Origin of the sequence: Vibrio sp. 1874 (genome assembly GCF_033344395.1) — a bacterium.
Taxonomy (GTDB): Bacteria; Pseudomonadota; Gammaproteobacteria; order Enterobacterales; family Vibrionaceae; genus Vibrio; species Vibrio alginolyticus.
The window spans coordinates 776,839-798,620 of record NZ_JAWPOR010000001.1 but is presented as its reverse complement, the minus strand read 5'-3'; the positions used below and the strand labels follow the sequence as shown (position 1 = coordinate 798,620).

General features: G+C 45.9%; 18 protein-coding genes. 3 read left to right on the top strand and 15 right to left on the bottom strand.

Translation table 11 applies throughout. The features are described 5' to 3' along the window. Nucleotides 1-357 precede the first annotated feature (357 nt). Together R8N46_RS03530 and R8N46_RS03525 are read left to right on the top strand one after the other, a co-directional pair. Nucleotides 358-2,592 carry a hypothetical protein gene (locus tag R8N46_RS03530; RefSeq protein ID WP_213972153.1) on the top strand — a complete coding sequence of 745 codons (2,235 nt, stop codon included), beginning with the start codon at nucleotides 358-360 and terminating at the stop codon, nucleotides 2,590-2,592. Between the two features lie 141 nt (nucleotides 2,593-2,733). Next, the gene (locus R8N46_RS03525) at nucleotides 2,734-3,729 is read left to right on the top strand and encodes an ABC transporter substrate-binding protein (RefSeq protein ID WP_054576780.1); all 996 of its coding nucleotides are present in this window, start codon (nucleotides 2,734-2,736) and stop codon (nucleotides 3,727-3,729) included. A gap of 82 nt (nucleotides 3,730-3,811) precedes the next feature. On the opposite strand, the gene R8N46_RS03520 is transcribed toward R8N46_RS03525, so the two are convergent. The 7 genes from R8N46_RS03520 to R8N46_RS03490 all read right to left on the bottom strand — a co-directional run bounded on the left by R8N46_RS03520 (nucleotide 3,812) and on the right by R8N46_RS03490 (nucleotide 11,600). Then, entirely contained in the window at nucleotides 3,812-4,189 is a 378-nt protein-coding gene (locus R8N46_RS03520; RefSeq protein ID WP_031777276.1) for a nuclear transport factor 2 family protein, read from the bottom strand. 142 nt (nucleotides 4,190-4,331) lie between these two features. Next, nucleotides 4,332-5,063 (bottom strand): DUF3726 domain-containing protein, encoded by a 732-nt coding sequence (locus R8N46_RS03515; RefSeq protein ID WP_025767672.1) that lies wholly within the window; start codon nucleotides 5,061-5,063, stop codon nucleotides 4,332-4,334. Beyond that, on the bottom strand, nucleotides 5,060-6,796 hold the full coding sequence (locus R8N46_RS03510) for a hypothetical protein (RefSeq protein ID WP_054576781.1): 1,737 nt from the start codon (nucleotides 6,794-6,796) through the stop codon (nucleotides 5,060-5,062). Before R8N46_RS03510 ends, R8N46_RS03515 begins: the two co-directional genes overlap by 4 nt. 101 nt (nucleotides 6,797-6,897) lie before the next feature. After that, a complete protein-coding gene (locus tag R8N46_RS03505) occupies nucleotides 6,898-8,499 on the bottom strand; it encodes a BCCT family transporter (RefSeq protein ID WP_005388593.1) in 1,602 nt (533 codons plus the stop codon). 109 nt (nucleotides 8,500-8,608) lie between these two features. After that, nucleotides 8,609-9,598 carry a membrane dipeptidase gene (locus R8N46_RS03500; RefSeq protein ID WP_115386697.1) on the bottom strand — a complete coding sequence of 330 codons (990 nt, stop codon included), beginning with the start codon at nucleotides 9,596-9,598 and terminating at the stop codon, nucleotides 8,609-8,611. 69 nt (nucleotides 9,599-9,667) lie between these two features. Beyond that, nucleotides 9,668-11,128, bottom strand: a complete 1,461-nt coding sequence (locus R8N46_RS03495; RefSeq protein WP_031781215.1) for an aldehyde dehydrogenase family protein — start codon at nucleotides 11,126-11,128, stop codon at nucleotides 9,668-9,670. A 73-nt stretch (nucleotides 11,129-11,201) separates the two neighbouring features. After that, nucleotides 11,202-11,600: a RidA family protein gene (locus tag R8N46_RS03490; protein WP_005375789.1), complete on the bottom strand. Its 399-nt coding sequence runs from the start codon at nucleotides 11,598-11,600 to the stop codon at nucleotides 11,202-11,204. A gap of 155 nt (nucleotides 11,601-11,755) precedes the next feature. On the opposite strand from R8N46_RS03490, the gene R8N46_RS03485 reads away from it, so the two are divergent. Beyond that, nucleotides 11,756-12,646, top strand: coding sequence for a LysR family transcriptional regulator (locus R8N46_RS03485; RefSeq protein WP_005375788.1), 891 nt, complete (start codon nucleotides 11,756-11,758; stop codon nucleotides 12,644-12,646). 80 nt (nucleotides 12,647-12,726) lie between these two features. Here R8N46_RS03485 and R8N46_RS03480 read toward each other — a convergent pair whose 3' ends face one another. The 8 genes from R8N46_RS03480 to mmsB form a co-directional block, all read right to left on the bottom strand. Continuing rightward, nucleotides 12,727-13,833 (bottom strand): NADH:flavin oxidoreductase, encoded by a 1,107-nt coding sequence (locus tag R8N46_RS03480; protein ID WP_062730958.1) that lies wholly within the window; start codon nucleotides 13,831-13,833, stop codon nucleotides 12,727-12,729. Nucleotides 13,834-14,503: 670 nt separating this feature from the next. Then, nucleotides 14,504-15,370, bottom strand: a complete 867-nt coding sequence (cyoE, locus tag R8N46_RS03475) for a heme o synthase (RefSeq protein WP_021036012.1) — start codon at nucleotides 15,368-15,370, stop codon at nucleotides 14,504-14,506. Between the two features lie 8 nt (nucleotides 15,371-15,378). Beyond that, on the bottom strand, nucleotides 15,379-15,690 hold the full coding sequence (cyoD, locus tag R8N46_RS03470; RefSeq protein WP_012842490.1) for a cytochrome o ubiquinol oxidase subunit IV: 312 nt from the start codon (nucleotides 15,688-15,690) through the stop codon (nucleotides 15,379-15,381). Next, the gene (gene cyoC / locus R8N46_RS03465; protein WP_005375782.1) at nucleotides 15,690-16,292 is read right to left on the bottom strand and encodes a cytochrome o ubiquinol oxidase subunit III; all 603 of its coding nucleotides are present in this window, start codon (nucleotides 16,290-16,292) and stop codon (nucleotides 15,690-15,692) included. Before cyoC ends, cyoD begins: the two co-directional genes overlap by 1 nt. Then, complete coding sequence (gene cyoB / locus R8N46_RS03460; protein WP_005375781.1) at nucleotides 16,282-18,318, bottom strand: cytochrome o ubiquinol oxidase subunit I; 2,037 nt, start codon at nucleotides 18,316-18,318, stop codon at nucleotides 16,282-16,284. Before cyoB ends, cyoC begins: the two co-directional genes overlap by 11 nt. A 5-nt stretch (nucleotides 18,319-18,323) precedes the next feature. Beyond that, the gene (cyoA, locus tag R8N46_RS03455; RefSeq protein WP_005388604.1) at nucleotides 18,324-19,205 is read right to left on the bottom strand and encodes a ubiquinol oxidase subunit II; all 882 of its coding nucleotides are present in this window, start codon (nucleotides 19,203-19,205) and stop codon (nucleotides 18,324-18,326) included. A gap of 798 nt (nucleotides 19,206-20,003) precedes the next feature. Continuing rightward, entirely contained in the window at nucleotides 20,004-20,762 is a 759-nt protein-coding gene (locus tag R8N46_RS03450) for an SDR family oxidoreductase (RefSeq protein ID WP_005375778.1), read from the bottom strand. A gap of 110 nt (nucleotides 20,763-20,872) precedes the next feature. After that, on the bottom strand, nucleotides 20,873-21,778 hold the full coding sequence (gene mmsB / locus R8N46_RS03445; protein ID WP_005375775.1) for a 3-hydroxyisobutyrate dehydrogenase: 906 nt from the start codon (nucleotides 21,776-21,778) through the stop codon (nucleotides 20,873-20,875). Nucleotides 21,779-21,782 lie beyond the last annotated feature (4 nt).

Here is a 21,782-nt window from a genome sequence, read left to right as displayed (position 1 = left end):
TGTATAAAAATTAATTTTGTTAAATTTTTGTATGATAAGCAATCAATACAACAGAGAATATGACTGGTTTAATCAGTTGGTTTTAACTGAAATTGTTGATGAAAATCCAACAATATGATGGCAATCGAAATAAGGTTAAAATTCTGGTTACTTTTGTGCTTGTGTAGACGGAATTTTGAGTCTTTGAACGTACTACACCCGACGCAGACCTTCTCATTTTTGCCGGGCTTCCCCCCTCGATTTCCGGTAAAGCCTTCTATCGGCGGGTTCCTGATTAGGACTTTGTGAATAGACTATAATTTCTCTTTGTATTCTGGCCCTTAATTCGAGTCATCTAAGTATGAGTGAGATAACCCCATGTTGAAGTCGCATTGTTTTTCTCTCATGGCACTTGCTTCTCTGAGCTTACTTTCTATACCCAGCGTTTGGAGTAGAACAGCAATCGTATTACCTGGGTTGTATGAACAGGGTATTGATCTTCAAGATAAGCCTATCTCTGCTGCGGCTACACGTGAATGGGAACTGGATTATGCTGATATCTTATTCGGCGCTTACGAAAGTAAAAGTCATAATGAGCGTGTACAAGCACTTGGTTACATGTACAACCAAAAGCTGGAACTTAACTCAGGTTGGCTGGAAAACGATATACGTAATCTCGCAGAACTGAATGGAATTGACTACGAAGATTTCTTTCTCCACTTTTCTGAAGACACTATCCTAGCTGAAGTCGACTCAAGCCATGGTGAGAATACTCTACTCAATCGAAAACCGATGATCGTTGGCTATACCGCCAGCGCTGACCACGCCGGTTTTTGGCTATATCAACCACCGCCATGGGATGCTGATGTATTTGGTCAGGCGAATAATGGTGGAGCCCTCTATGTCTATCACTCAGAGAAGTTCGACCGCTTAGCCTTTACGTTCTCTCAGTTTGCTCAAGGCGGCAGCTTCACGATTGAATACCCTTCTGCCATCGACTCGTTTGGTCAGGTAACTGAATGGAAACGCTTCGCGATTAAAAAAGACAAAACTGAGAACATGACTAAAAACCAAACAGTAAGCTGGTCTGTTCCTTTGGATTGGGTTCGCGCTACAACGCATGATGGTAGCGGAAAAACTTATGGTGGCGGTCAGTACTTTGGCTCCACCTTTTTACGCGACGGCGGCCGCCTTTACGTTGCGAAAATCACTTGGCATGACGACAACATAGAAAACCGCCCACGTCTCGAAAACATTCAACTCAAAAATAGCTTCCCTGCCGTCAATATCTCAGGAGTACCAACGGAGACACCGGAAGGTCAAACCATTCAACGCTGGCGTAAAATTCGTGGCTTCGACAAATCTGCAGATCGAAACCAAGACAATTATCTTTCTTGGAATGAATACAAAAACCGTTCGAATAAGAATGCAACCGCACGATTTCGTTGGGAGTCACGCGTTATTCCATTTGGTCGTATGTGGAATCAAACCTCTTCTTGGGCATTGACCAATCTCGGCAATCCCTTTTTTGCCAATACAATGCTCCACTCTTACCAAGCTGGATGGGCGAAACAAGGTTTAAATGGTGCGTACAACGACGATACGAATAAGTTACTCGGTGCAAATCAGTTCTACATATATTCCGGAGGCACAGTGGATGAACTTGGTTTGGTGGCGGGTAGCCAAGCTGCTGACGATGCTTACAAAGCGCAATTCTCGGCGTTCTTGAATAAACTGGCAACGCTGGATGAAGATGCGTTAATTGGCCTCAACATAGGTACGGCAAACTTATTCGGTCGTAATGGGCAAAACCACTTGGTTAACGCTGGCTCCTTGTACTTGCGCGAGCACTACCTTTTCCCTGCTACCGGCTTTAGTGGCTATGCTGGCTTGGCTAAATTTTGGGATAACTCTGCACTCGCCAAAGCTGGCCAGAAAGTGATTTATCAAGCGACCACGCGTTATGGTCGCGTTCAATACTTTGGTAACACAGAAAACAATTGGAAACAGGACCAATACTCTGCACTAGCGGTGTTCTACTTAAACTATCACCCTGAGCGCAGTTACTTTAATCAGTGGAACAATGGCTACTTATATGGAAGTAATAACACAACAAGTGACAACTTCTGGAAGGCAGGCGTACCAAAGAATATTGCTTATCAACCTAGCACCTTGCTTGCCGTTGATTTGGGAGAGCCAACCAATCAAATCCCAGATGGGTATCAGGCGACTCCGCTAATGATGTCCACCAGCACGCCCTATCCTGCCGATTACACTGTCATTGGAGATGCTTCTATGAGCAAAGTGGCTCATCCTGACTTGCCCAATGGCGCTATCGATTTGTTACCAACCTATACGTACTTTGCGTATCACTCAGACGATACGGTGGTGGTGCATGGTCCTACGGAGATGGTGTTAGCCCGCGAATTCACTAAAGGCCGAGTGCTGTATCGAACTGATTTCTTTGGCAAGAATATCGATTATTTCACCTCACCGAAGATGACAATCGCGCTTCCAGAGCCTATGCGACCTGTAGATCAAGACGGTAACATCGGCGACTATGTTTCTCATATTGAGATTGGCGGCTACGAAGGAGTGTTCTTGCTGTATTAACTCCCTTTCAACACGCCTCACCAAACGCTTCATAAATCACCGTTTTTATGCTTAACGTCACTGAAAAAAACTTGTTCACTGAATCTTTATAAACCGATGTATATACTGAAGTAAATGACAACGACAAGGAAATTCAGTCACATGAAGACGACACCTTCAATGCTCTCTGTTCTGCTGCTATCAGCATTATCTACTCATGCAAATGCGGACGAATGCGGAAAAATAACCATCGCAGACATGAATTGGAATTCGGCCAGCTTAATGGCGCACATCGACCAATTTGTCTTAAATGAAGGCTACCAGTGCGATGCGGAATTGATCCCTGGTGATAGCGTTCCTACAGGCACCTCTATGATTGAAAAGGGACAGCCTGACGTTGCGCCAGAGTTATGGACAAACGGTATTAAAGAAGCACTTGATAAAGGGATTGCGGATAAACGCTTGCGCATCGCTAGTGAATCGCTTGTCAATGGTGGTGAAGAAGGGTTTTGGGTTCCCGCCTATCTGGTAAAACAGTATCCAGAACTCGCGACGATAGAAGGCGTCATCAAGCACGCCAAACTATTTGAACACCCAGAAGATGATGACAAGTTCGCGTTCTATAGCTGCCCTGCTGGTTGGACATGCCAAATCACCTCCGGTCACTTGTTTAATGCATTAGGGTTAAGTGAGCACGGCTTTGAGATGGTTGACCCAGGATCTGGCGCAGCATTAGCTGGCACCATCGCCAAAGCCTATGATCGCAAAATGCCTTGGTTTGGTTACTACTGGTCACCGACCCCCGTATTGGGCAAGTATGATATGGTCAAAGTGGATTTTGGTAGCGGAACAGATTTAGAAGAGTATCGCAACTGTACCACTCAGCCTGATTGCGCTTCACCAAAAGTAACAATGTACCCACCTTCTCCAGTTCGCACAGTAACAACTGAGGCGTTTGCGAGCAAAGAACCCCAAGCATTCGCGTACTTGCAGAAACGCGGATTTACCAACGAGCAAATGAGTGAAATGCTGGCCTGGATGGAAGATAACTACTCGGACGGTGAAGAAGCGATGTTTTACTTCTTTAATACCTACCCTGACTTGTGGAAAGGCTGGGTATCTGAAGACGTCGCGGTGAGAATCGAAAAAGCGCTTTGATGATTAATACTTAAAGTGCCACAAATCATTTAACCTCCCATACCGTTTGAATAAACGGCATGGGAGACTCGTCAACGACTCGTTAATACATGGTGTGACCATTCAATGTTTCTTTAGGAATCTCTTGCAGAGCGTCCCAATGTTCGACGATCTTCCCATTGTGATCAAAACGAAAGAAATCCATTGTCACGTATTCAATATCATTAGGCCATGTTTGGTGAGTGTGTAGTGCCACCAAGTTCCCTTCAGCAATGGCTCGCACAAACGTAATATCTTTATCGGGATACTCGTTTTGCATCCGCTCAAAATACTCGATAAAAGCCTCGGGGCCATTTCCAACTAATGGATTGTGCTGGATGTACTCATCACCTACGTAGTCTTCAACGGCCTTTCTTGGATTACCTCTATAGGCGGTTTCGTAAAACGCAATGGCATTTCTTTTATTCTCTTGCAGATCCATTTTTCTTACCTGTGTTGCTCCATCTTGCGGATAACGGTAATCATAGTCTTTGAACTTCAGAAGTGACCAAACATCGCGCACAAAAAAGGCCGCTAAACAGCAGCCTTCATCACTTCTACTTGGAATCATCGCCTTTCATCGCTTAAACCACACCACCAGCACCGAGCATAGAACGCTCACTGTTCTCCACCAGCAACGCGGTTGCGGTTTGTTTCAGTGTTTCCCATTCTTGGTCTTCGACAAAGATACCATTTTGCCAAGAAGCTTGTTGCGTGCGGCTTAACTCATCTCCTTCAATGTGGGTGGTATACCCTTGTGCACTTTTCTCGATATCGAAATCGTTCACGGAGAGCTCGATAACCATACTATGCAAATCCGTATCATGCCCATCAAACTGATCCGAGAAAAAGACTTCTGGCGCGATTCGTCCACGGTTTAACACATAAAGCGTTCGCTTGGGACTAGAGCCATTGACCCATTGTGCGCGACACGCGATGCCTTTCGCAGAGAGCTTCAACAACTCACTGAAACCCAACCAACGGTTATGACACTGTTTCAACGTAATGGTAATCGACTTACGGTTAATCATTTTCTCAAGTGCGAAATCCAACACAGCGGGTAAATGACACGCTACACTCCCGTTGTGCAGTTCTACCTCTATGCTTGACGGTGTGCTGTTGGTCACCGATACGGCGCAGTCTGAATCTAACCCAAGAAACAGACTGGCGTTATTAAAATGACGAACTCCATGTAAGCCAACCATTTGCAAGTCCGCCACCATGTTCGCAATGACATCCGCCTCACCACAGTGACGGCGCATGCCAAGAAATGCCTTATTAACCGCGGCCACCAATTCGTTGTGAGAGACGATCATAATGCAAATCCTCCGTTGATTTTTTGATTGTCACTTTGCGCAATTTCGTCACGCGGCGGCATGCTAGGGAAAATCCACGTGTCTGCCAGTTTAGGGTCGTGAATTTCATCTAACAACGGCGCACCTTGGAAGAAAGTTACTCGAACCCAACGATCCGAGCGCGGATCAAACTTAGTCGCACCAAAGATCGCCAATTTACAGCGCAGTAAGTGCATTGGTAACGCATCTTTACGCAGCACATTCATTTGAATATCCCCCATCGCACGGTTGCCTAACGTCCATACGCGACGTGTGATCGAACGATAAGCCGGTTTTTGCAATAGAAACTCTGCTACGGACATTTCTACATCACAGTCAAGCAAGGCCTGGTACAAGCGATTCACTTGTCTGCCAATATCAAGCGGCAGTTCTTTTTCTTCTCCAGCCTCTTCCCCGCGGACACCAAGCCTTGGCTCTTCTTTGTCTTGTGAGCGATACCAGAACCAGTAGTTGTTCTCAGCTAGTGAGTAATCCGCATCAATCGCCCAGCGGTACTTGCTTTGCAACACTTCCAGTAAATCTTGGATCTTTTTCCCGCCCGGAATAGATAACATTTCATCCGTATTCATTTGGCTAGCAAATTCATCCACTAAAGATGGGTAGAGTTCGATCAAGCAAGAGGTGAGGATTTCTTGGGCTTCCACACTCATTGTTTTCTTATGCTCGACCAAACTCGCCCAGTGCGGATGTAATGCCATTAACGTTGTTAGCTCCGATAGCAGTTGTTTGATGTCTGCTATCGCTTGATGATTGAGCCTGTCTTGATGTTCATTGATGGTGATGACTTGCTCTAAATGACGCTGTGCTTTTTGCAGCAATCCTTGCAAAGGAGCATGGAACGACGCTTCACATGGCATCGCAAAGACTCGCGCTACCGCACGTTCGCGAGAGGTCATCCATTGGTCAACGATGCACGGGTGATTAATCAAGTATGGAGCCATGCCTAAGCCAGTAGCATTGCCGACACCAAGGTAGCGCTGCAAGCCACGATGCAAAGCCACCGCCTTGTCGCCACCTTGTTGAAGTGCCAGATAGTGCACCCAATCTAGGCTGAATTCACGCAACATATATACGGCACACATTTGCGCACTAAAAGACTGGCTGAAATCTGAGTTGTTCTCTAACAGTTTGAAATCGGCGATACCAAACTTTCCGTTACCATAAACAGCTGTGGTACGCAGGATATAACCCACTTCCGCTAACTCTTTCGGCTCAGGCTGCTCGCCTTGAGAAAGCGCGCTAACAATGTGCTCAAACACGCGCACACTTTTGTTTGCGCGAGCAAGAACAAGTACGTTGTTTGGATTACGTCCCGCTTCTTGCAGCGGTACATTTTCTCGCAATCTTTCCAACAAAGTAACATCAACATCGCCTTGAACCAGTGCAAATGTGACGTCCCACTTTTCAGCAATTACGCGATCATTACGCTCGTCGTCGGCAATTTCATCACAGAATACCACCAAATGATAAACGTGCTCTGGCGTGGTCAATTTGTAAATCACATGACCATAACCACGAGGACAAAGCTGCCACTCATGCTTGGTTACTTGCCAGTTTTGGCTTGCCATATTACGAATCAGACTGCGAACAAAGCTGATTCGGTTTTGGTGCATTGCGCCAAGCCTTTCGGCTGCCATGACAATCGCTGCATCGCGCATAGTTGCTTCCGTATAAGTAGAACGATGTGCATCCATTTTGCTCACCACCTATTTGTTATTGTAAGAATACTAGGGTTTGTGCGGATGCAGGAGGAAAACACCCGCACAAGCTCCACGTTGTTTGAATTGGATAATTGTTATAGCCCTTGCTCTTTCGCCATTTTGATTGCAATTTGTGGCGCATTCCAAAGTGACGGTAACAGAATCAACGAAACCGGAACCGCGGTAATAACAATGAAAGATTGCAGAGCAGAGATGCCGCCAGAGCCAAGGGAAATTAGGATCAATGCCGTCACACCCATCATTACTCCCCAGAAGGTACGGATGATCGCATTCGGCTCCGTTTCACCACTGATCACGACACTGATTGTGTAGGTCATTGAGTCGCCCGTCGTGACGATGAAGATCGTGGTTAAAATCAGAAATAGAATTGAAGTCAGCATTGGCATTGGTAGTTGCTGAGTCACTGCAAGCAAAGCACCTGGCAAGTTAAAGCCCTCAAACGCCGCACTCACGCTACCCGGTTCAGCAATTTCAAACGCAAGGCCTGAGCCGCCCACAATCGTGAACCAAAAACAGGTGGTTAACGGAGCCACAATACTGATGGTGGAAATAACTTGGCGAATAGTTCGACCACGGGAAATACGCGCAATAAAAATTGCCATCATCGGACCATAACCCAGGAACCAGCCCCAGAAAAATACTGTCCACCAACTTAGCCAACCTTCGTCACCGCGATAAGTCGCCATTGGGATAAAGTTATCCAACATGCTTCCTACACCTTGAATGTATCCGTTAAAGATAAAATTCGTCGGACCAAAAAACAGGATGTAAACCATCAATGCCATTGCCAGAATCACGTTGTAACGACTAAGCAGTTGCATGCCTCGGCTTAATCCACTGAGTGCTGACAAGGTGTAAAGAGCAATCGCAAACAAGATGATGATAAGCTGAGTGGTAAAGCCATCAGGGATATCAAACAACGCATTTAACGCGTAGCTAACCTGCAAGCCTAGAAACCCAATTGGACCAATGGTGCCCGCGGCTACCGCGATAATGCAGCATGCGTCAATCAATGCACCGAGTTGGCCTTTAAGTGCTCGTTCGCCCAAGACTGGGTAAAGCAAAATACGGGGTTTTAGTGGTAAACCTTTGTCGTAATGTAGGTGCATCACCACGATGGAAGTTAAGCTACCTACAATCGCCCAAGCTAGAAAGCCCCAGTGCATAAAGGATTGCGACAACGCATTCACCGCACCTTGCTGCGGGTTATCTTGCGCGCCGTACAAAGGAGGTGGGCTAACATAATGCGCGATAGGCTCAGCCGCGGCCCAGAAAACGCCACCACCAGCCAATAAGGTACAGAAAATAATCGCCATCCAGCGGAAAGAATCCATTTCTGGTTTTGCAATCCCGCCCAACATCACCTTGCCTGTTCGCCCTGCAGCCAAGCCAAGACCAATAAGAAAAGTGAGAAGCAGCAGTAACTGCCAGTATGGACCAAATACCTGAACTGCCCAGCCAAAGCCAGCGTTAACGATCGTAGATAACAGCTCGCCGTCATAAAGTGCAATAGCAACGAACAACGCGATGAAACCACCGCTATACCAAAAGGCCGGGTTATTCAGTCCTAATTTGTCCGTCGTGTTTTCTGTTGTTGATGTGTTGTGTTTTGCTTTTGACTTGCCCGATGACACGCTCATCGTGGAAGCTTTCATGCTATTGGTTAAATCAGACATACTCTGGCTCCAGAGGTTCTTTGCAGCAGCCAAAGACTGGCTACAAATGTGAGTTTTACGCCTGCCGTATTGTTATTATGTGGGCAGGCGGTTCCTACTTTGGGGAATGCTATGAAATAGGCTCTAATCCTTCTTTAAGGAAGTTGAACCAGTTTTCACCCAATATTTTTCCAGCCTCAGATTCACTGAATCCGTGACCCATTAATCCGTTGTAGATGTTCTCCATCCCTGCGCTGCCGCAGAACCATGGCAGCGCATCTGGCCATCCCGAGTTACTTGCTGAACCTTCGCCGTAATCCATCGCTTTTGACCAACGCCCGTTGCGCATCCATTCCAATACTTGTTGCGGTTGGTTTAAGCACAGATCACTACCGATGCCTAAATGGTCGACGCCAAACATGTCTGCGGTTTTCGCTACCATCTGGCAGAAATCATCCAGCGTGCACTGGCTGCCATTTGGCAAATGGAATGGATATAAACTGAATCCAATCAAACCACCGCGCTCCGTCAGTGCTTTGATCACGGTGTTGGATTTGTTGCGCAGTGCGTCATGCGCAAACGTCGGGTTAGCATGGCTGATACAAATTGGACGCGAAGAGAGCTCGATAGCTTCCAACGTCGAACGCTCCGCGCTGTGGGACATATCAATGATCATCCCGACTCGGTTCATCTCTTCAATCGCTTGCTTACCAAAGCGAGTTACGCCGGAATCGTTTTGTTCGTAACAACCTGTCGCCAGTAAGCTTTGGTTGTTGTAGGTCAGTTGCATGATCAGCAGACCTTGACGGCGCATCACTTCAATCAGGCCAATTTCATCATCGATTGGTGAGCAATTTTGCGCGCCGAAGAAGATGCCGACTTTGCCTTCTGCTTTGGATTTTTCTACATCTGCCATTGAATAAATAGGCATGATGAGGTCCGCATTTTGCTCGAAGCGCAAGTTCCACTCAGCAAAACGCGTCAAGGTTTCGCGCGCAGTTTCGTGGTAGACGATGGTGGCATGAACGGCGGTAATGCCACTCGCCTTAAGCGTTTGGAAATACTCTCGATCCCAATTGCAGTACTGCAATCCGTCAATCACAATCCGTTGTTGGTACATAACCACTCCTTAAACAATTTCTTAGCCTTTTCGTGCGGGTAACTGACACCATCAGTTACCCTGCCCATCTTAGTAAGGACGCTGATAAGCGGTTTTCACTACGGTGTAGAACTCTTTGGCGTACTGACCTTGCTCACGAGGACCAAAGCTAGACTCTTTACGGCCACCAAATGGAACGTGATAATCTGTACCCGCAGTTGGCAAGTTAACCATGACGCAGCCCGTTTGGACTTGCTGTTTGAAGATCGCGCTATTACGCAAGCTTTGCGTGATAATGCCGCCTGTCAGGCCAAAGCGCGTATCGTTCGCGACTGCAATTGCCTCATCCAGATCAGAAACGCGAATCACGCTCGCCATTGGCGCAAAGACTTCTTCTTGGTTCACTTCCCAGCCATTCTGTGTATTTAAAAACAGAGTTGGTGACATGTAGTAACCGTCATGCTCTAGGCTCAGACGCTCACCACCGAAAGCCAGCTCCGCGCCTGCTTGGCGTGCGTTTTCGATCCACTCAAAGTTCGCATTCAGCTGGTTACCATCAACAACAGGGCCCATGAACACGCCCTCTTCTAGAGCGTGACCCACTTTAAGTTCGCTCATGCGTTTGATTAGCGCTTCAACATACGCGTCGTGAACTCCGTCCATAACGACAAGACGAGAAGACGCGGTGCACTTTTGACCTGCACCCGAGAATGAGCCTGCGATTGTTGCTTCGACAGCAATCTGAATGTCTGCATCATCTGCCACTACGAGCGCATTTTTGCTACCCATCTCTAGCTGACAACGCACAAAATTTGGTGCCGTTGCCGCTGCAACTTTACGGCCTGTGTCCACAGAACCAGTGAAGCTCACGCCGTTCACATCCTTCGAATTGATAAGGGTATTACCTACTTGCGAACCGCTACCCAAAACGAGGTTAAACGTGCCAGCAGGTAAACCTTGGCGATGGATAATCTCTGTCAGCGCAACGGCACTTGCTGGGGTTAGGTTGGCAGGCTTCCAGACGACGCTGTTGCCAAACGCAAGTGCTGGCGCGATTTTCCAAGCCGCTGTTGCTGTTGGGAAGTTCCAAGGAGAGATAATGGCGATAACGCCGACGGCTTCGCGAGTAACTTCAACGGAGACACCTGGACGGACGGAAGCAGCGCTATCGCCAATTTGACGCAGAACCTCAGCAGCAAAGTATTGGAAGAATTGGCCAGCACGGTAAATCTCACCTCGACCTTCAGCAAATGGCTTACCTTCTTCACGCGAAAGCAAGGTGCCCAATTCGTCACATCGTGCAATGAGCTCATCACCAATCGCTTGTAGCACTGCTTGCTTGCGCTCGATTGGTGTTTTTTCCCACTCTGGCTGCGCTGATTTAGCCGCTTGAATCGCTTGCTCTACTTGCGACACACTCGCTTGTGCGAAATCGCCAATGTTTTCGCTGATATCAGAAGGGTTAATATTGGCGATGGTGTCCATGCCCGATTGCCATTCACCTGCTATATAGAGGGATTTTTCTGCTTGAACATTGTTAATAAAAGTCATGGTTCTTTCCTTGTTCTTCCGATTTGTGATGGCAAGCCACTCACTCACTGATCTCTAATTATTCTCGTTGGATTTATTCTGGTTGGCTTGCCGACGCGTAGACAACAAACTCCACCAACATCTCTTCTCGCGCTAACCCTGCAACCACCATGGCGGCGCGATTTGGGTACGGCGCTTCAAAATATTCCGCGTACACTTGGTTAACGGTCTTTAAGTATTCTCTGTCAGTCACATAAATCAGGACCTGCAACACCGAGTCCAAAGACTCCCCTGCACACTCCAGGGTGTGAATGAGATTGTTAAAGGTTTGACGTGTTTGTGCTTCGATACCGCCTTCCACAACCGCGCCTGTGTCATCAATAGGAATTTGAGCCGTATACAGGGTTCCGTTGTTGACTATCGCCCATTCAAGCGGCGCTTTAGAAGCAAATAGACTGGTTTTAACTGGGTGTTTTTTAGTAGGAGTATTCACGTGCCTTTCAACCTTTGTAACAGCTTTGTTTCAATATGGTTAAATGATGCACATTGACAGGCGATAAATCTAACGGTAAATTTTTGACATTTGATAAATTAAACTTATCACTCTGTTTAAAATAACGTAAATAAAGGGATTAAGAGGCATTAGGGATGAGTATTAAGCTTCAACAATTAATGCATTTTGTGATGGTAGTCGAGGAAGGAGGCTTTCGAGCCGCTTCACATCGTGCAAATCGTTCTCAGGCGGCACTGTCAACATCGATAAAAGAGCTTGAAAAAATTCTAGGGCAAACGCTGTTTGAACCCGGAAACAAAACCAAATTGACCCCGTTTGGTGAAATTTGTCTGCCCAAGGTGGTTCAGTTTCTCAATATCTACAGTGCGCTGGACAACGATCTCAAAGCTGCCGCGGCCGGACAGCAAGGGAGAGTGCGAATTGCGAGCGTTCCTTCTGTTGCAGCGAAACTCATCCCTAGCGTGTTGGGTGCCTTTTGCGAGCAGTATCCAAATGTAGAAGTAAGCTTGATAGACGATAATGCCGCTGGCGTCGAGGCTCGCCTACTCTCCGGTGAGGTCGACTTAGCGCTCGGTAACCCCTCTCACCTCGATGAGGGCGGCATTGACTTTACGCCGCTGTTAGCCGATCCAATAGGTGTGGTGTGTTTAAAGGACAACCCTATTGCGAGTCATCCAGAAGGAATCGAGTGGCAAACTTTGTTGGAACAACCCTTTATCCGTAACGGCACTTGTACACTTCTCGATCCAACCCCAGCAAGAGCTCTGAGTCAGCAAGCGCTCTATTCGGTCGAAAATATTACTTCGCTGTTTTCTGTCTTAGAACTTGGGATTGGTGTCACGACCCTACCGAAGCTTGCTTTCCCAACCAATGAAACACGCTTGGTTTGGATTCCGCTTATCGATCCACCACTTGAAAGGCAAATTGGTATCTTTACGTTGACCGACCGCACGATCTCGCCTCAAGCAAAAGCATTTCACGATCTTTGTGTGCATTATTTAAACTATCAAAAAGAAGATAAATAATGGTTCGATTAACATGCGGATAATTAAAAGCCTCCATATTCAGAGTGGAGGCTAATTTGTATTTGTGTATTCGCTTCGTTCTATTTTTTGCGACGATTTCGGTTCTTATACACCACGCAAAAGTTACCACGCTTGGTACGACACTTTGAGCAACGTTCACAATCTACTGGTGCGCGATTGCCTTCTTTCCAACGTTTGATCAACTGTGGCTCAGCCAATAAAGGGCGTGACACAGCAAAAAATTGGATACCTGTGTTTTCTGCAATTTTCTCAATCGCATCAATGTCGCTCAGCCCGCCGACAGTAATCACCGGTATGCTAACGTCCTGACTGATCACGTGACCATATTCGTGAAAGTAACCTTCTTCTTGTAGTGTGTAACCATCGAACGTTTGACCAACAAGTTCGTTTGCTTTGCCGTGAACATTGCCAGATACGATGATCGCATCAACGCCTATTTCTTCAAGTTTCTTGCAGACGACGCGAGTTTCATTGAACGTTAAACCGCCGTCAAAGAACTCTGTTGCCGTCAGTTTAACGAGGATGGGAAATTCGCTTCCAACCAGCTTTCTGGTTTCAGAATAAATTTCTAAAAGAAAGCGCATGCGATTTTCTAAGTCACCACCATATTCGTCTTCGCGACGATTATAGTACGGGCTTAAAAACTGGTTAATTAAATAAGTGTGCGCCGCATGAATCTCTACGCCGTCAAAACCAGCGTCTTGAGCACGTTTACTCGCCAATGCGAATGCCTTTACGATGTAGTCTATTTCGTCCTTTGTCATCGCTTTGCCTTGCGTATTTGTACCACGCTCAGGCACGTCACTCGGAGCGAAGATGACACGCTCACCGACGTTATGGGTGGTTTTGGTGCCACCGTAAGCAATTTGCATCACGATTTTAGAATCTTGTTGATGTACTAGCTCTGTTAGCTTTTTGTATTCTTCAATAAAAGAGTCGTTGTAGATCCCCATCATACCTGCGTTGGGTTTCTCTTCTTCAACGATATTGGCATAACCCGTAACAATAAGCCCAACTTCCCCTTTCGCAAGCGTTTCGTAAATATCGTAAAGCTTTACCGTCATGTGACCATCTTCGGTCGCCATGTTCTCCCACGTTGCGCTTCTCACAAAACGGTTCTTTAGGGTCATGTTGCCAATTCGGGCTTCGGAAAACAAAATGCTCAAAACCAGTCCTCTTAAAGTTGTCTTTATGTTTTATCTTTTCGCAAGTAAACAAGAACGAAAAAGGAACAGCGATACACGATGTATGGCTGTTCCTTCTCTGAATCCTTGAGACCTGCAAACTACAGGCGCACCTTAATGCCTCGGAGACGACAAAACTTTAATCTGGGTTAAGGTTTGGTGAGTTTTTAGATTATGTAAAAGGATGATTCTTAATCGTGTTCATTTCACTGGAGCTAAGGTGCTTCCTCACCCACTTTCAGTCGTAAAACTTTTGTATTTCGCTAGCTGGTGATTCAACTCAAACATTCACATTGTTAGTTTGTATGCTGCTATGGGAACTAGCACTCTCCCCAAATGTTTACATTACAAACTATCGATATTGAATTTTCATATGGCAAATAGAGTTATTGCGCTGTTTATACTTTTTAGCTTAATAGTCACTATCTCTTGGCATTATTACGCGTCAGCGAAAACGTGCTTCACTATGTTTTACACACTGGTTGTTTTTGCTTTTAGATATGAATACGTGATAGTGAAGCTAGAGGAGGAACAGGAAAAACAGTGAAAATAAAGGACAATAGAAAGTTAAATGACCTTACTTCCAGGTAAGGCCATTCATGCATTCAGCAGCAAAAGATATTGGCGTTTAGCAAACGCTTAGGTTTGGTTGTTACAGAGCTAGAGGAATCAACTCGACACCAAGCACACCACTGATCCCCATCACCACTAGCAGTGAGACTTTAAACACCGACTTTGACCAAGCGATGTAGTTGTTGTCATCAATGCTGCGAAAGGTCACTTTCGTCCACATAAAGCAAACAACCGCTGCAACCGCTAAGTATTCATACCCGGCTTCACCTAGTAAAAATAACCCCAACGATACTGCTCCAAACGCCACGACATACGCTTTCATGTGTCGATGCGCTTTATGAATACCTTCTTTAACTGGCAATACGGGAATCCCGGCTTCTCGGTAGTCTTGCATGCGGAACATGGCAATGGCATAAGAGTGCGGCATTTGCCAGAGACAGAACATGGTAAAGAGTAAAATCGCTTCCAAGCTAATGAAGTTTGTTACCGCCAAGTAACCCACCAATGGCGGAACTGCGCCTGAGATACTTCCCACTAAGGTTCCATACACCGAGTTACGTTTGTACCACATCGTGTAAAAGAACACGTAATACACGTAACCAAGCAACACGACGACAGCGGATAGTGGGTTCACTCGGATAAATAACAGTGCGGTTCCTACCAGCAATAAAGCAAGTGCATAAACAAACGCAATATCGATATTGATGTTGCCTTTCACTGTTTCACGATTTCGTGTACGTGCCATCTTTTGGTCGATATCACGATCGAAAATATTATTCACCACACAACCTGAAGCGATGACTAACCCAACACCAACTAACGTCGTAACGAACAACATTAGACTGGCTGGTTCTGTTTTTGCGGCGAGGAAGAACCCCGCCGCAACAGAAATCAGGTTGCCGAAAATAATGCCCGGTTTAGTGATAGACAAATAACTTTTCAGCATACCTTGACCTACAACTTCATGTTGACGTTCATGTTATAGATGATCCATACCGAGCCAGCGATAAGGATAAGTACAACAATGGCGGTAAACATCAGTGATACAAGGTTCCACCGTCCGTCAGATGTTTTTGTTTCCATGTGCAAGAAGTATTTAAAGTGAACAAATATCTGCACTAATGCACATCCAAATAGAATCGCATAGGTCGTTGTATCTGGTAATGATTTCGTCCAAACAAAGTAGAACGGAATTACCGTCAGAATCAGTGAGGCAATAAAGCCTTTCACGTAATCTGACGCACTGGTTTCTACATGTTGATCCATTACATTACCCCCAGTAAGTAAACGATGGTAAAGACACAAATCCAAACGATATCTAGAAAGTGCCAGAATAGACTTAGGCAGTTAAAGCGCATTGCCATATTGTCGTTCAGACCTTTCGTCGACAGTTGGTGATATGCTACCGCTAACCAAATCAGACCAAAGGTTACGTGCAGGCCGTGCGTACCAACCAACGTAAAGAATGCCGACAGAAATGCACTTGTTTGTGGGCCATAGCCTTCTTCAATCAGGTGATGGAACTCATAGACCTCCATACAGATAAAACCAAGACCAAGTGCGAACGTGACTAACATCCAACGTTTGAGACCAGCAACGTTGTTGCGCTTCATCGCGATAATGCCAAAACCAAATGTGATACTGCTAAACAGCAGCAGCATGGTTTCGACAAACACGAATGGGAGTTCGAAAATGTCTTTACCTGTTGGGCCCGCAATTGAATTGCTCGACAGCACAGCGTATGTCGCAAACAAGGTCGCAAACAATACACAGTCACTCATCAGGTAAACCCAGAAGCCAAATAGCTTGTTGCCATTCGTGTCATGGTGGTGATCATGGTCGTGATGTGCTGCGATATTAGTTTGCATACGTCACCTCCAGATCATCTTTACTTTCGCTGTCTTTCACTGAGTTTTTCTTCGCTTCTTCAAGCTGAGCTCGACGTTCGGCCTCAATTGCTTTGATCTCTTCAACTTCCACGTAGTAATCCACATCATCGTTATAGCTATGTTGAATACACGTCACGATAATACCGACCAAACTTGCCGCCGCTAGCCACCAGATGTACCAAATCATGCCGAAGCCAAATAGGAGCGACCAAGCCGACACGTAGATGCCTGTTGCCGTGTTTTTTGGCATATGAATACGTTCGTATTCCACTTCTTTAGTTGGATCGAACTCGCCACTTTGTTTCTGGTACCAGAAGGCATCCAGCACATCACCTTTTGGCAGGTGTGCAAAGTTGTAGAACGGCGGTGGAGACGATGTTGCCCACTCAAGAGTACGACCACCCCACGGATCACCAGTTAGGTCACGGTTTTGCTCGCGGTCACGGATACTCACGTAAATTTGGATGAACTGAGACAATACGCCCAGTGCAATCACAACCGTACCTGCTGCGGCAATCGACAACAGTGGGAAGTATTCAGGGTTGATGTCTTGGCTTAAACGACGAGTCATACCCATAAAGCCCAGCGCGTAAAGCGGTAGGAACGCCATTAAGAAACCAATAATCCAAAGATAGAACGCACGTTTGCCCCAAGTTTCATTCATGGTGAAACCGGTCGCTTTCGGGAACCAGTAAGTGATCGCAGCGAAACATCCAAACACCACACCACCGATGATAACGTTGTGGAAGTGAGCGATAAGGAATACTGAGTTATGCAGAACGAAATCTGCACCCGGAACAGCCATTAGTACGCCCGTCATACCACCAACAGTAAAGGTGATCAGGAAACCCACCGTCCACATCATTGGCGTCGTAAAGCGGATGCGGCCTTTGTACATGGTGAATAGCCAGTTGAAGATCTTCACCCCTGTTGGGATAGAAATGATCATCGTGGCAATACCGAAGAAGGCATTTACGTTCGCGCCAGACCCCATCGTAAAGAAGTGGTGTAGCCAAACAACAAAGGCAAGAATCGTGATAACTACGGTAGCCCAAACTAGCGATGTGTAACCGAACAACTTTTTACGTGAGAAGGTTGCGGTGACTTCTGAGAACACACCAAAAATTGGCAAGATCAAAATGTACACTTCTGGGTGACCCCAAGCCCAAATCAGGTTGACGTACATCATTACGTTGCCGCCAAGATCATTGGTAAAGAAGTGCATGCCTAGGTATCTATCCAGCGTAAGCAGAGCGATAGTCACCGTTAGGATTGGGAATGAAATGATGATCAAAATGTTTGCACACAGAGACGCCCAAGTGAAAACTGGCATCTTCATCATTGGCATAGACGGTGTACGCATACGCAAAATGGTCGCGAAGAAGTTCACGCCTGTTAACGTCGTACCAACACCTGATATCTGCAGCGCCCAAATCCAATAGTCGACCCCGACTCCTGGGCTTGCCTCAATACCTGAAAGCGGCGGATACGCTAGCCAACCTGTACGACCAAACTCACCTAAGCCGAGAGACATGTTTGTTAGGATGACACCAACAACAAACAGCCAGAAGCTCAAGTTATTCAGATACGGGAAAGCCACGTCACGTGCACCAATCTGCAATGGCACGATGATGTTCATCAAACCAATGACCAATGGCATCGCTACAAAAAAGATCATGATCACGCCGTGGGCAGTAAAAATTTGATCGTAGTGATGCGGTGGCAAGTAACCTGCTTCACCCGCAGAAGAAAGGAGTTGCTGACTACGCATCATGACTGCGTCAGCAAAACCACGAACAAGCATCACCATCGCTACTGCGATGTACATGAAGCCAAGTTTTTTATGGTCTACTGAAGTAAACCATTCATTCCACAAATATTGCCACTTTCCGGCTTTGGTCACCGCGTAAACTACGGCTAAACCAACCAGCGCCACAACCGCTAGGGTGATGACGATAATAGGTTCGTGGAATGGAACTGAATCAAGAGTTAATCTTCCAAACATTACGATTATCCTTGGTTTTCAGGCAAACAGTTCATTGAACCAGGATGCTGAGTCACAACGTCGGTGAACAAGAACGGAGGAACGCTAGAGAACAAAGTGACTGGCTCTGCGATACTTGGCGCTGCCAGTGAGCTGTATTGCTCCCAATCTTCAATACGATCAGGGCTCGCCTTCACTTTCTGCACCCAATTTAGGAACGCAGCACGATCAGACATTGCTGAAGCTGTGAACTTCATTTGCGAAAAGCCTTCGCCGCTGTAGTTCGATGCAAAACCCTTGTAGTCACCTTCGTGGTTCGCTATCAGGTTGAGCTTGGTTACCATTCCTGGCATCGCGTAGATCTGTGTACCTAAGCGAGGGATGAAAAACGCGTTCATGATGTTGTCCGAAGTCAGTTTGAACTGCACTGGCACGTCTTTCGGGAACGCCACATAGTTCACCGTCGCAATGTTTTCTTCTGGATATATGAACAACCATTTCCAATCGAGTGACACCACTTCGATGGTCATTGGTTTAACATCACTTTCCAAAGGTTTGGATGGCTCTAGTTCATGAGTTGAACGCCATGTGATCGTCGCAAGAATCGCAATGATGATGATTGGAATTGTCCATACCACCACTTCGATTTTGGTCGAGTGTGACCACTCGGGTGCGTACTCTTCTTCAGTGTTAGAGGCGCGGTATCGGTAAGCGAAGTAAATCGTCATTAAAATCACAGGGATTACAACGATCAACATCAGCAAAAGAGCAGTAATAATTAACTCTTTTTCTTGCACACCAATGGCACCTTTGGGGTCAAGTAAAGCTGAATTACATCCTGAGAGCATAAGTATGACGGACGCCAAACTTCCCCTCGACAAGATGCGTTTATATCTTGAGGCTTCCATTAACTTTCTCGATGGTTGTCTGGTTTCAAAGCAGATGCCAATCAAAGTAAATAAAAGCTCACAAATAGCGCAGAGGTAATGTATGAGAACAAGAAAAAACTTCGATAAGTAGTTATTCTACTTACAATTTTTCAACTTCGTCATCAAGCATTTAACCAGCTAGAATGAACCGTTATTTGCTACGATACGATTGGTATCAAGCCAAGAACCAGTTGTTATAGTCATTAGAATGTTTATGTGTTGAGCATGAGTAACGTCGGGCTCAGAGCGAAACAAAACGGAATTGAGTGGAGATCAAAACCACACTCTTAGTGTGAGTTTATTGTTACACTTTGAAACACTATGTTACATTTGGCGCATTATGAGGAGTAAAAAGTTAAAGCTCATTAGCCACAACTGGAAACTAACCTTCCATTAATGGAAGTTACACACTTTAAATCGAATATTAACCTCAACACGAATTTCTCGTGCTTCAACAATTAATTATTTAAAAACAAATAGTTGAAACTTAAAATTGATGAGACTGACTATCAACTTCATTTACGCAGATAGCCTTAATGAGAAGCGGAAACTAAAAAACCAAAAGTGTGATCAGCATCAAATTAATGATTTCACTTAATACTTGAGTGGTATTTACATCTCTTTATTGGATTGCGAGAAATCATTCTCAAGGTAAATCCAAACATAAGTTGTAAATACATTTGGGTTGCGCAGAATTAGCACTCCACAACATAGAAAGTGTTGAAATGGAAAGAAACTTATTATTCAGGTCTATCAGAGCCTTATTTAAGTGGTCACTTACATACGAATACCGCCATCCACTTCTAAAACCCTGCCAGTAAAGTAATCACTCTCAATAATGTATTTTACTGCATGCGCGATTTCGCTTGTTTCGCCCATCCTGCCAACTGGGATCATCTTTTCTAATCGCTCTATGGCTTCTGGTTTCATTTGCTCTGCCATCGCGGTATGAACTACACCTGGTGCAACCGCCGCCGCGCGAATACCGTATCTTGCGAGCTCACGGGCCCATGTTGTCGCCATGGTCGCGACCGCCGCTTTTGACGCAGAATAATTGGTTTGTCCGATATTCCCTGCTCTCGCAACACTAGAAATATTGATGATAACGCCTTGGGAGCCACTCTCAATCATCTTGACGGCAGCTTCACGCCCACACAAAAATGTTCCTGTCACGTTAACGTTCATTACCAAATTGAATTGATCTAAAGACATCTTACTGATCACGCCATCTTTTGCTTTTACAAGTAACCCATCTCTTAACACGCCAGCGTTATTGACTAACCCATTGAGTTGACCAAAATCTTGGATAATCGCTTCAAACGTGGTTTCAACATCGATTTCGTTGGTGACATCCACTTGATATGTCAACGCTTTCGCACTCAGCATTCGACACTGCTCTTGTGTTTCCATTAAGCCACTGGCGTTTACATCCAATAACGCTAAATCAGCGCCAGCTTGAGCAAGGGTAATGGCCATCATTTGCCCAAGCCCCTGCCCTGCTCCTGTAATGGCAATAACACTACTTTTTATGTCCATATTGGTGCACTCCATAGCTCGTAATGTTCTATACCTCAACCAGTCTAAGTTGGCCGAAATGATGCGCATTTTACGTCACCATCTCGGGCTGGTTTGTCACAAAACTCGGTCTAGCCTTTCTTACTCTTGTATAACTCAAATAAGCTTGAGAAATCGAGCTCGCCGTGGCCGCTCGCGTTGTGGAAAGAATATAAGTTGCGCGCTAACGACCCCATCGGAACCGAAGAATGTGTTTGTAACGCCGCATCTAACCCCAAGCCGAGATCTTTTAGCATGAGTTTGCTCATAAAGCCCGGTTGGTAATCGTGACTGGCTGGCGCACTGTCCATCACGCCTGGGCAAGGATTGTAAAGCTCCAATGCCCAATTTCGGCCAGAGCTTTGCAGCATGATGTTTGATAGCACTTTTGGATCGAGTCCATGATCGATACCTAGGTTTAATGCCTCGCACGTACCAGACATTAAAATGCCGAGCATAAGGTTGTTACAGATTTTTGCCATTTGACCATCGCCTGCTTTGCCAGCATGGAAAACATTTTTTCCCATATACTGCAAAATCGCATTGGCTTTAGAAAACGCTTGATCCGAACCACCAACAATAAAGGTTAATGTCGCCGCTTTAGCGCCAGCAACGCCCCCCGAAACGGGCGCGTCGACAAACAACACGCGTTTATTTGCCGCTTCATTGGCGACTAATCGCGCAGAGTCCGGATCAATGGTTGAACAATCAATCATCAAGGTACTTGGCGAGACAAGATTGAGGACACCTACGCCACCGTGTAAGTCACCAAGATACACGGAACGAACGTGAGACCCTGCTGGTAGCATCGTGATGACTGTGCTAGCACCATCTACTACCTCTTCGATAGAGCTCGCCACCACCGCACCAAAAGGTACTAGTTGCTTTGCGGCTTCGCTATCGACATCGAATACTTGCACGTTAAATCCAGACGCGAGTAAGTTTTGCGCCATAGGATGCCCCATCCTTCCTAAACCGATAAATGCGATGGTACTCATGATC

Coding starts and splice junctions, on each gene's coding strand:
- R8N46_RS03530 (WP_213972153.1), top strand. CDS start 358: ATGTTGAAGTCGCATTGTTTTTCTCTCATGGCACTTGCTTCTCTGAGC.
- R8N46_RS03495 (WP_031781215.1), bottom strand. CDS start 11,128: ATGACTTTTATTAACAATGTTCAAGCAGAAAAATCCCTCTATATAGCA.
- R8N46_RS03525 (WP_054576780.1), top strand. CDS start 2,734: ATGAAGACGACACCTTCAATGCTCTCTGTTCTGCTGCTATCAGCATTA.
- cyoD (WP_012842490.1), bottom strand. CDS start 15,690: ATGGATCAACATGTAGAAACCAGTGCGTCAGATTACGTGAAAGGCTTT.
- R8N46_RS03450 (WP_005375778.1), bottom strand. CDS start 20,762: ATGGACATAAAAAGTAGTGTTATTGCCATTACAGGAGCAGGGCAGGGG.
- R8N46_RS03485 (WP_005375788.1), top strand. CDS start 11,756: ATGAGTATTAAGCTTCAACAATTAATGCATTTTGTGATGGTAGTCGAG.
- R8N46_RS03505 (WP_005388593.1), bottom strand. CDS start 8,499: ATGTCTGATTTAACCAATAGCATGAAAGCTTCCACGATGAGCGTGTCA.
- R8N46_RS03520 (WP_031777276.1), bottom strand. CDS start 4,189: ATGGATCTGCAAGAGAATAAAAGAAATGCCATTGCGTTTTACGAAACC.
- cyoA (WP_005388604.1), bottom strand. CDS start 19,205: ATGGAAGCCTCAAGATATAAACGCATCTTGTCGAGGGGAAGTTTGGCG.
- cyoC (WP_005375782.1), bottom strand. CDS start 16,292: ATGCAAACTAATATCGCAGCACATCACGACCATGATCACCACCATGAC.
- mmsB (WP_005375775.1), bottom strand. CDS start 21,778: ATGAGTACCATCGCATTTATCGGTTTAGGAAGGATGGGGCATCCTATG.
- R8N46_RS03515 (WP_025767672.1), bottom strand. CDS start 5,063: ATGATCGTCTCTCACAACGAATTGGTGGCCGCGGTTAATAAGGCATTT.
- R8N46_RS03500 (WP_115386697.1), bottom strand. CDS start 9,598: ATGTACCAACAACGGATTGTGATTGACGGATTGCAGTACTGCAATTGG.
- cyoE (WP_021036012.1), bottom strand. CDS start 15,370: ATGCTGAAAAGTTATTTGTCTATCACTAAACCGGGCATTATTTTCGGC.
- R8N46_RS03510 (WP_054576781.1), bottom strand. CDS start 6,796: ATGGATGCACATCGTTCTACTTATACGGAAGCAACTATGCGCGATGCA.
- cyoB (WP_005375781.1), bottom strand. CDS start 18,318: ATGTTTGGAAGATTAACTCTTGATTCAGTTCCATTCCACGAACCTATT.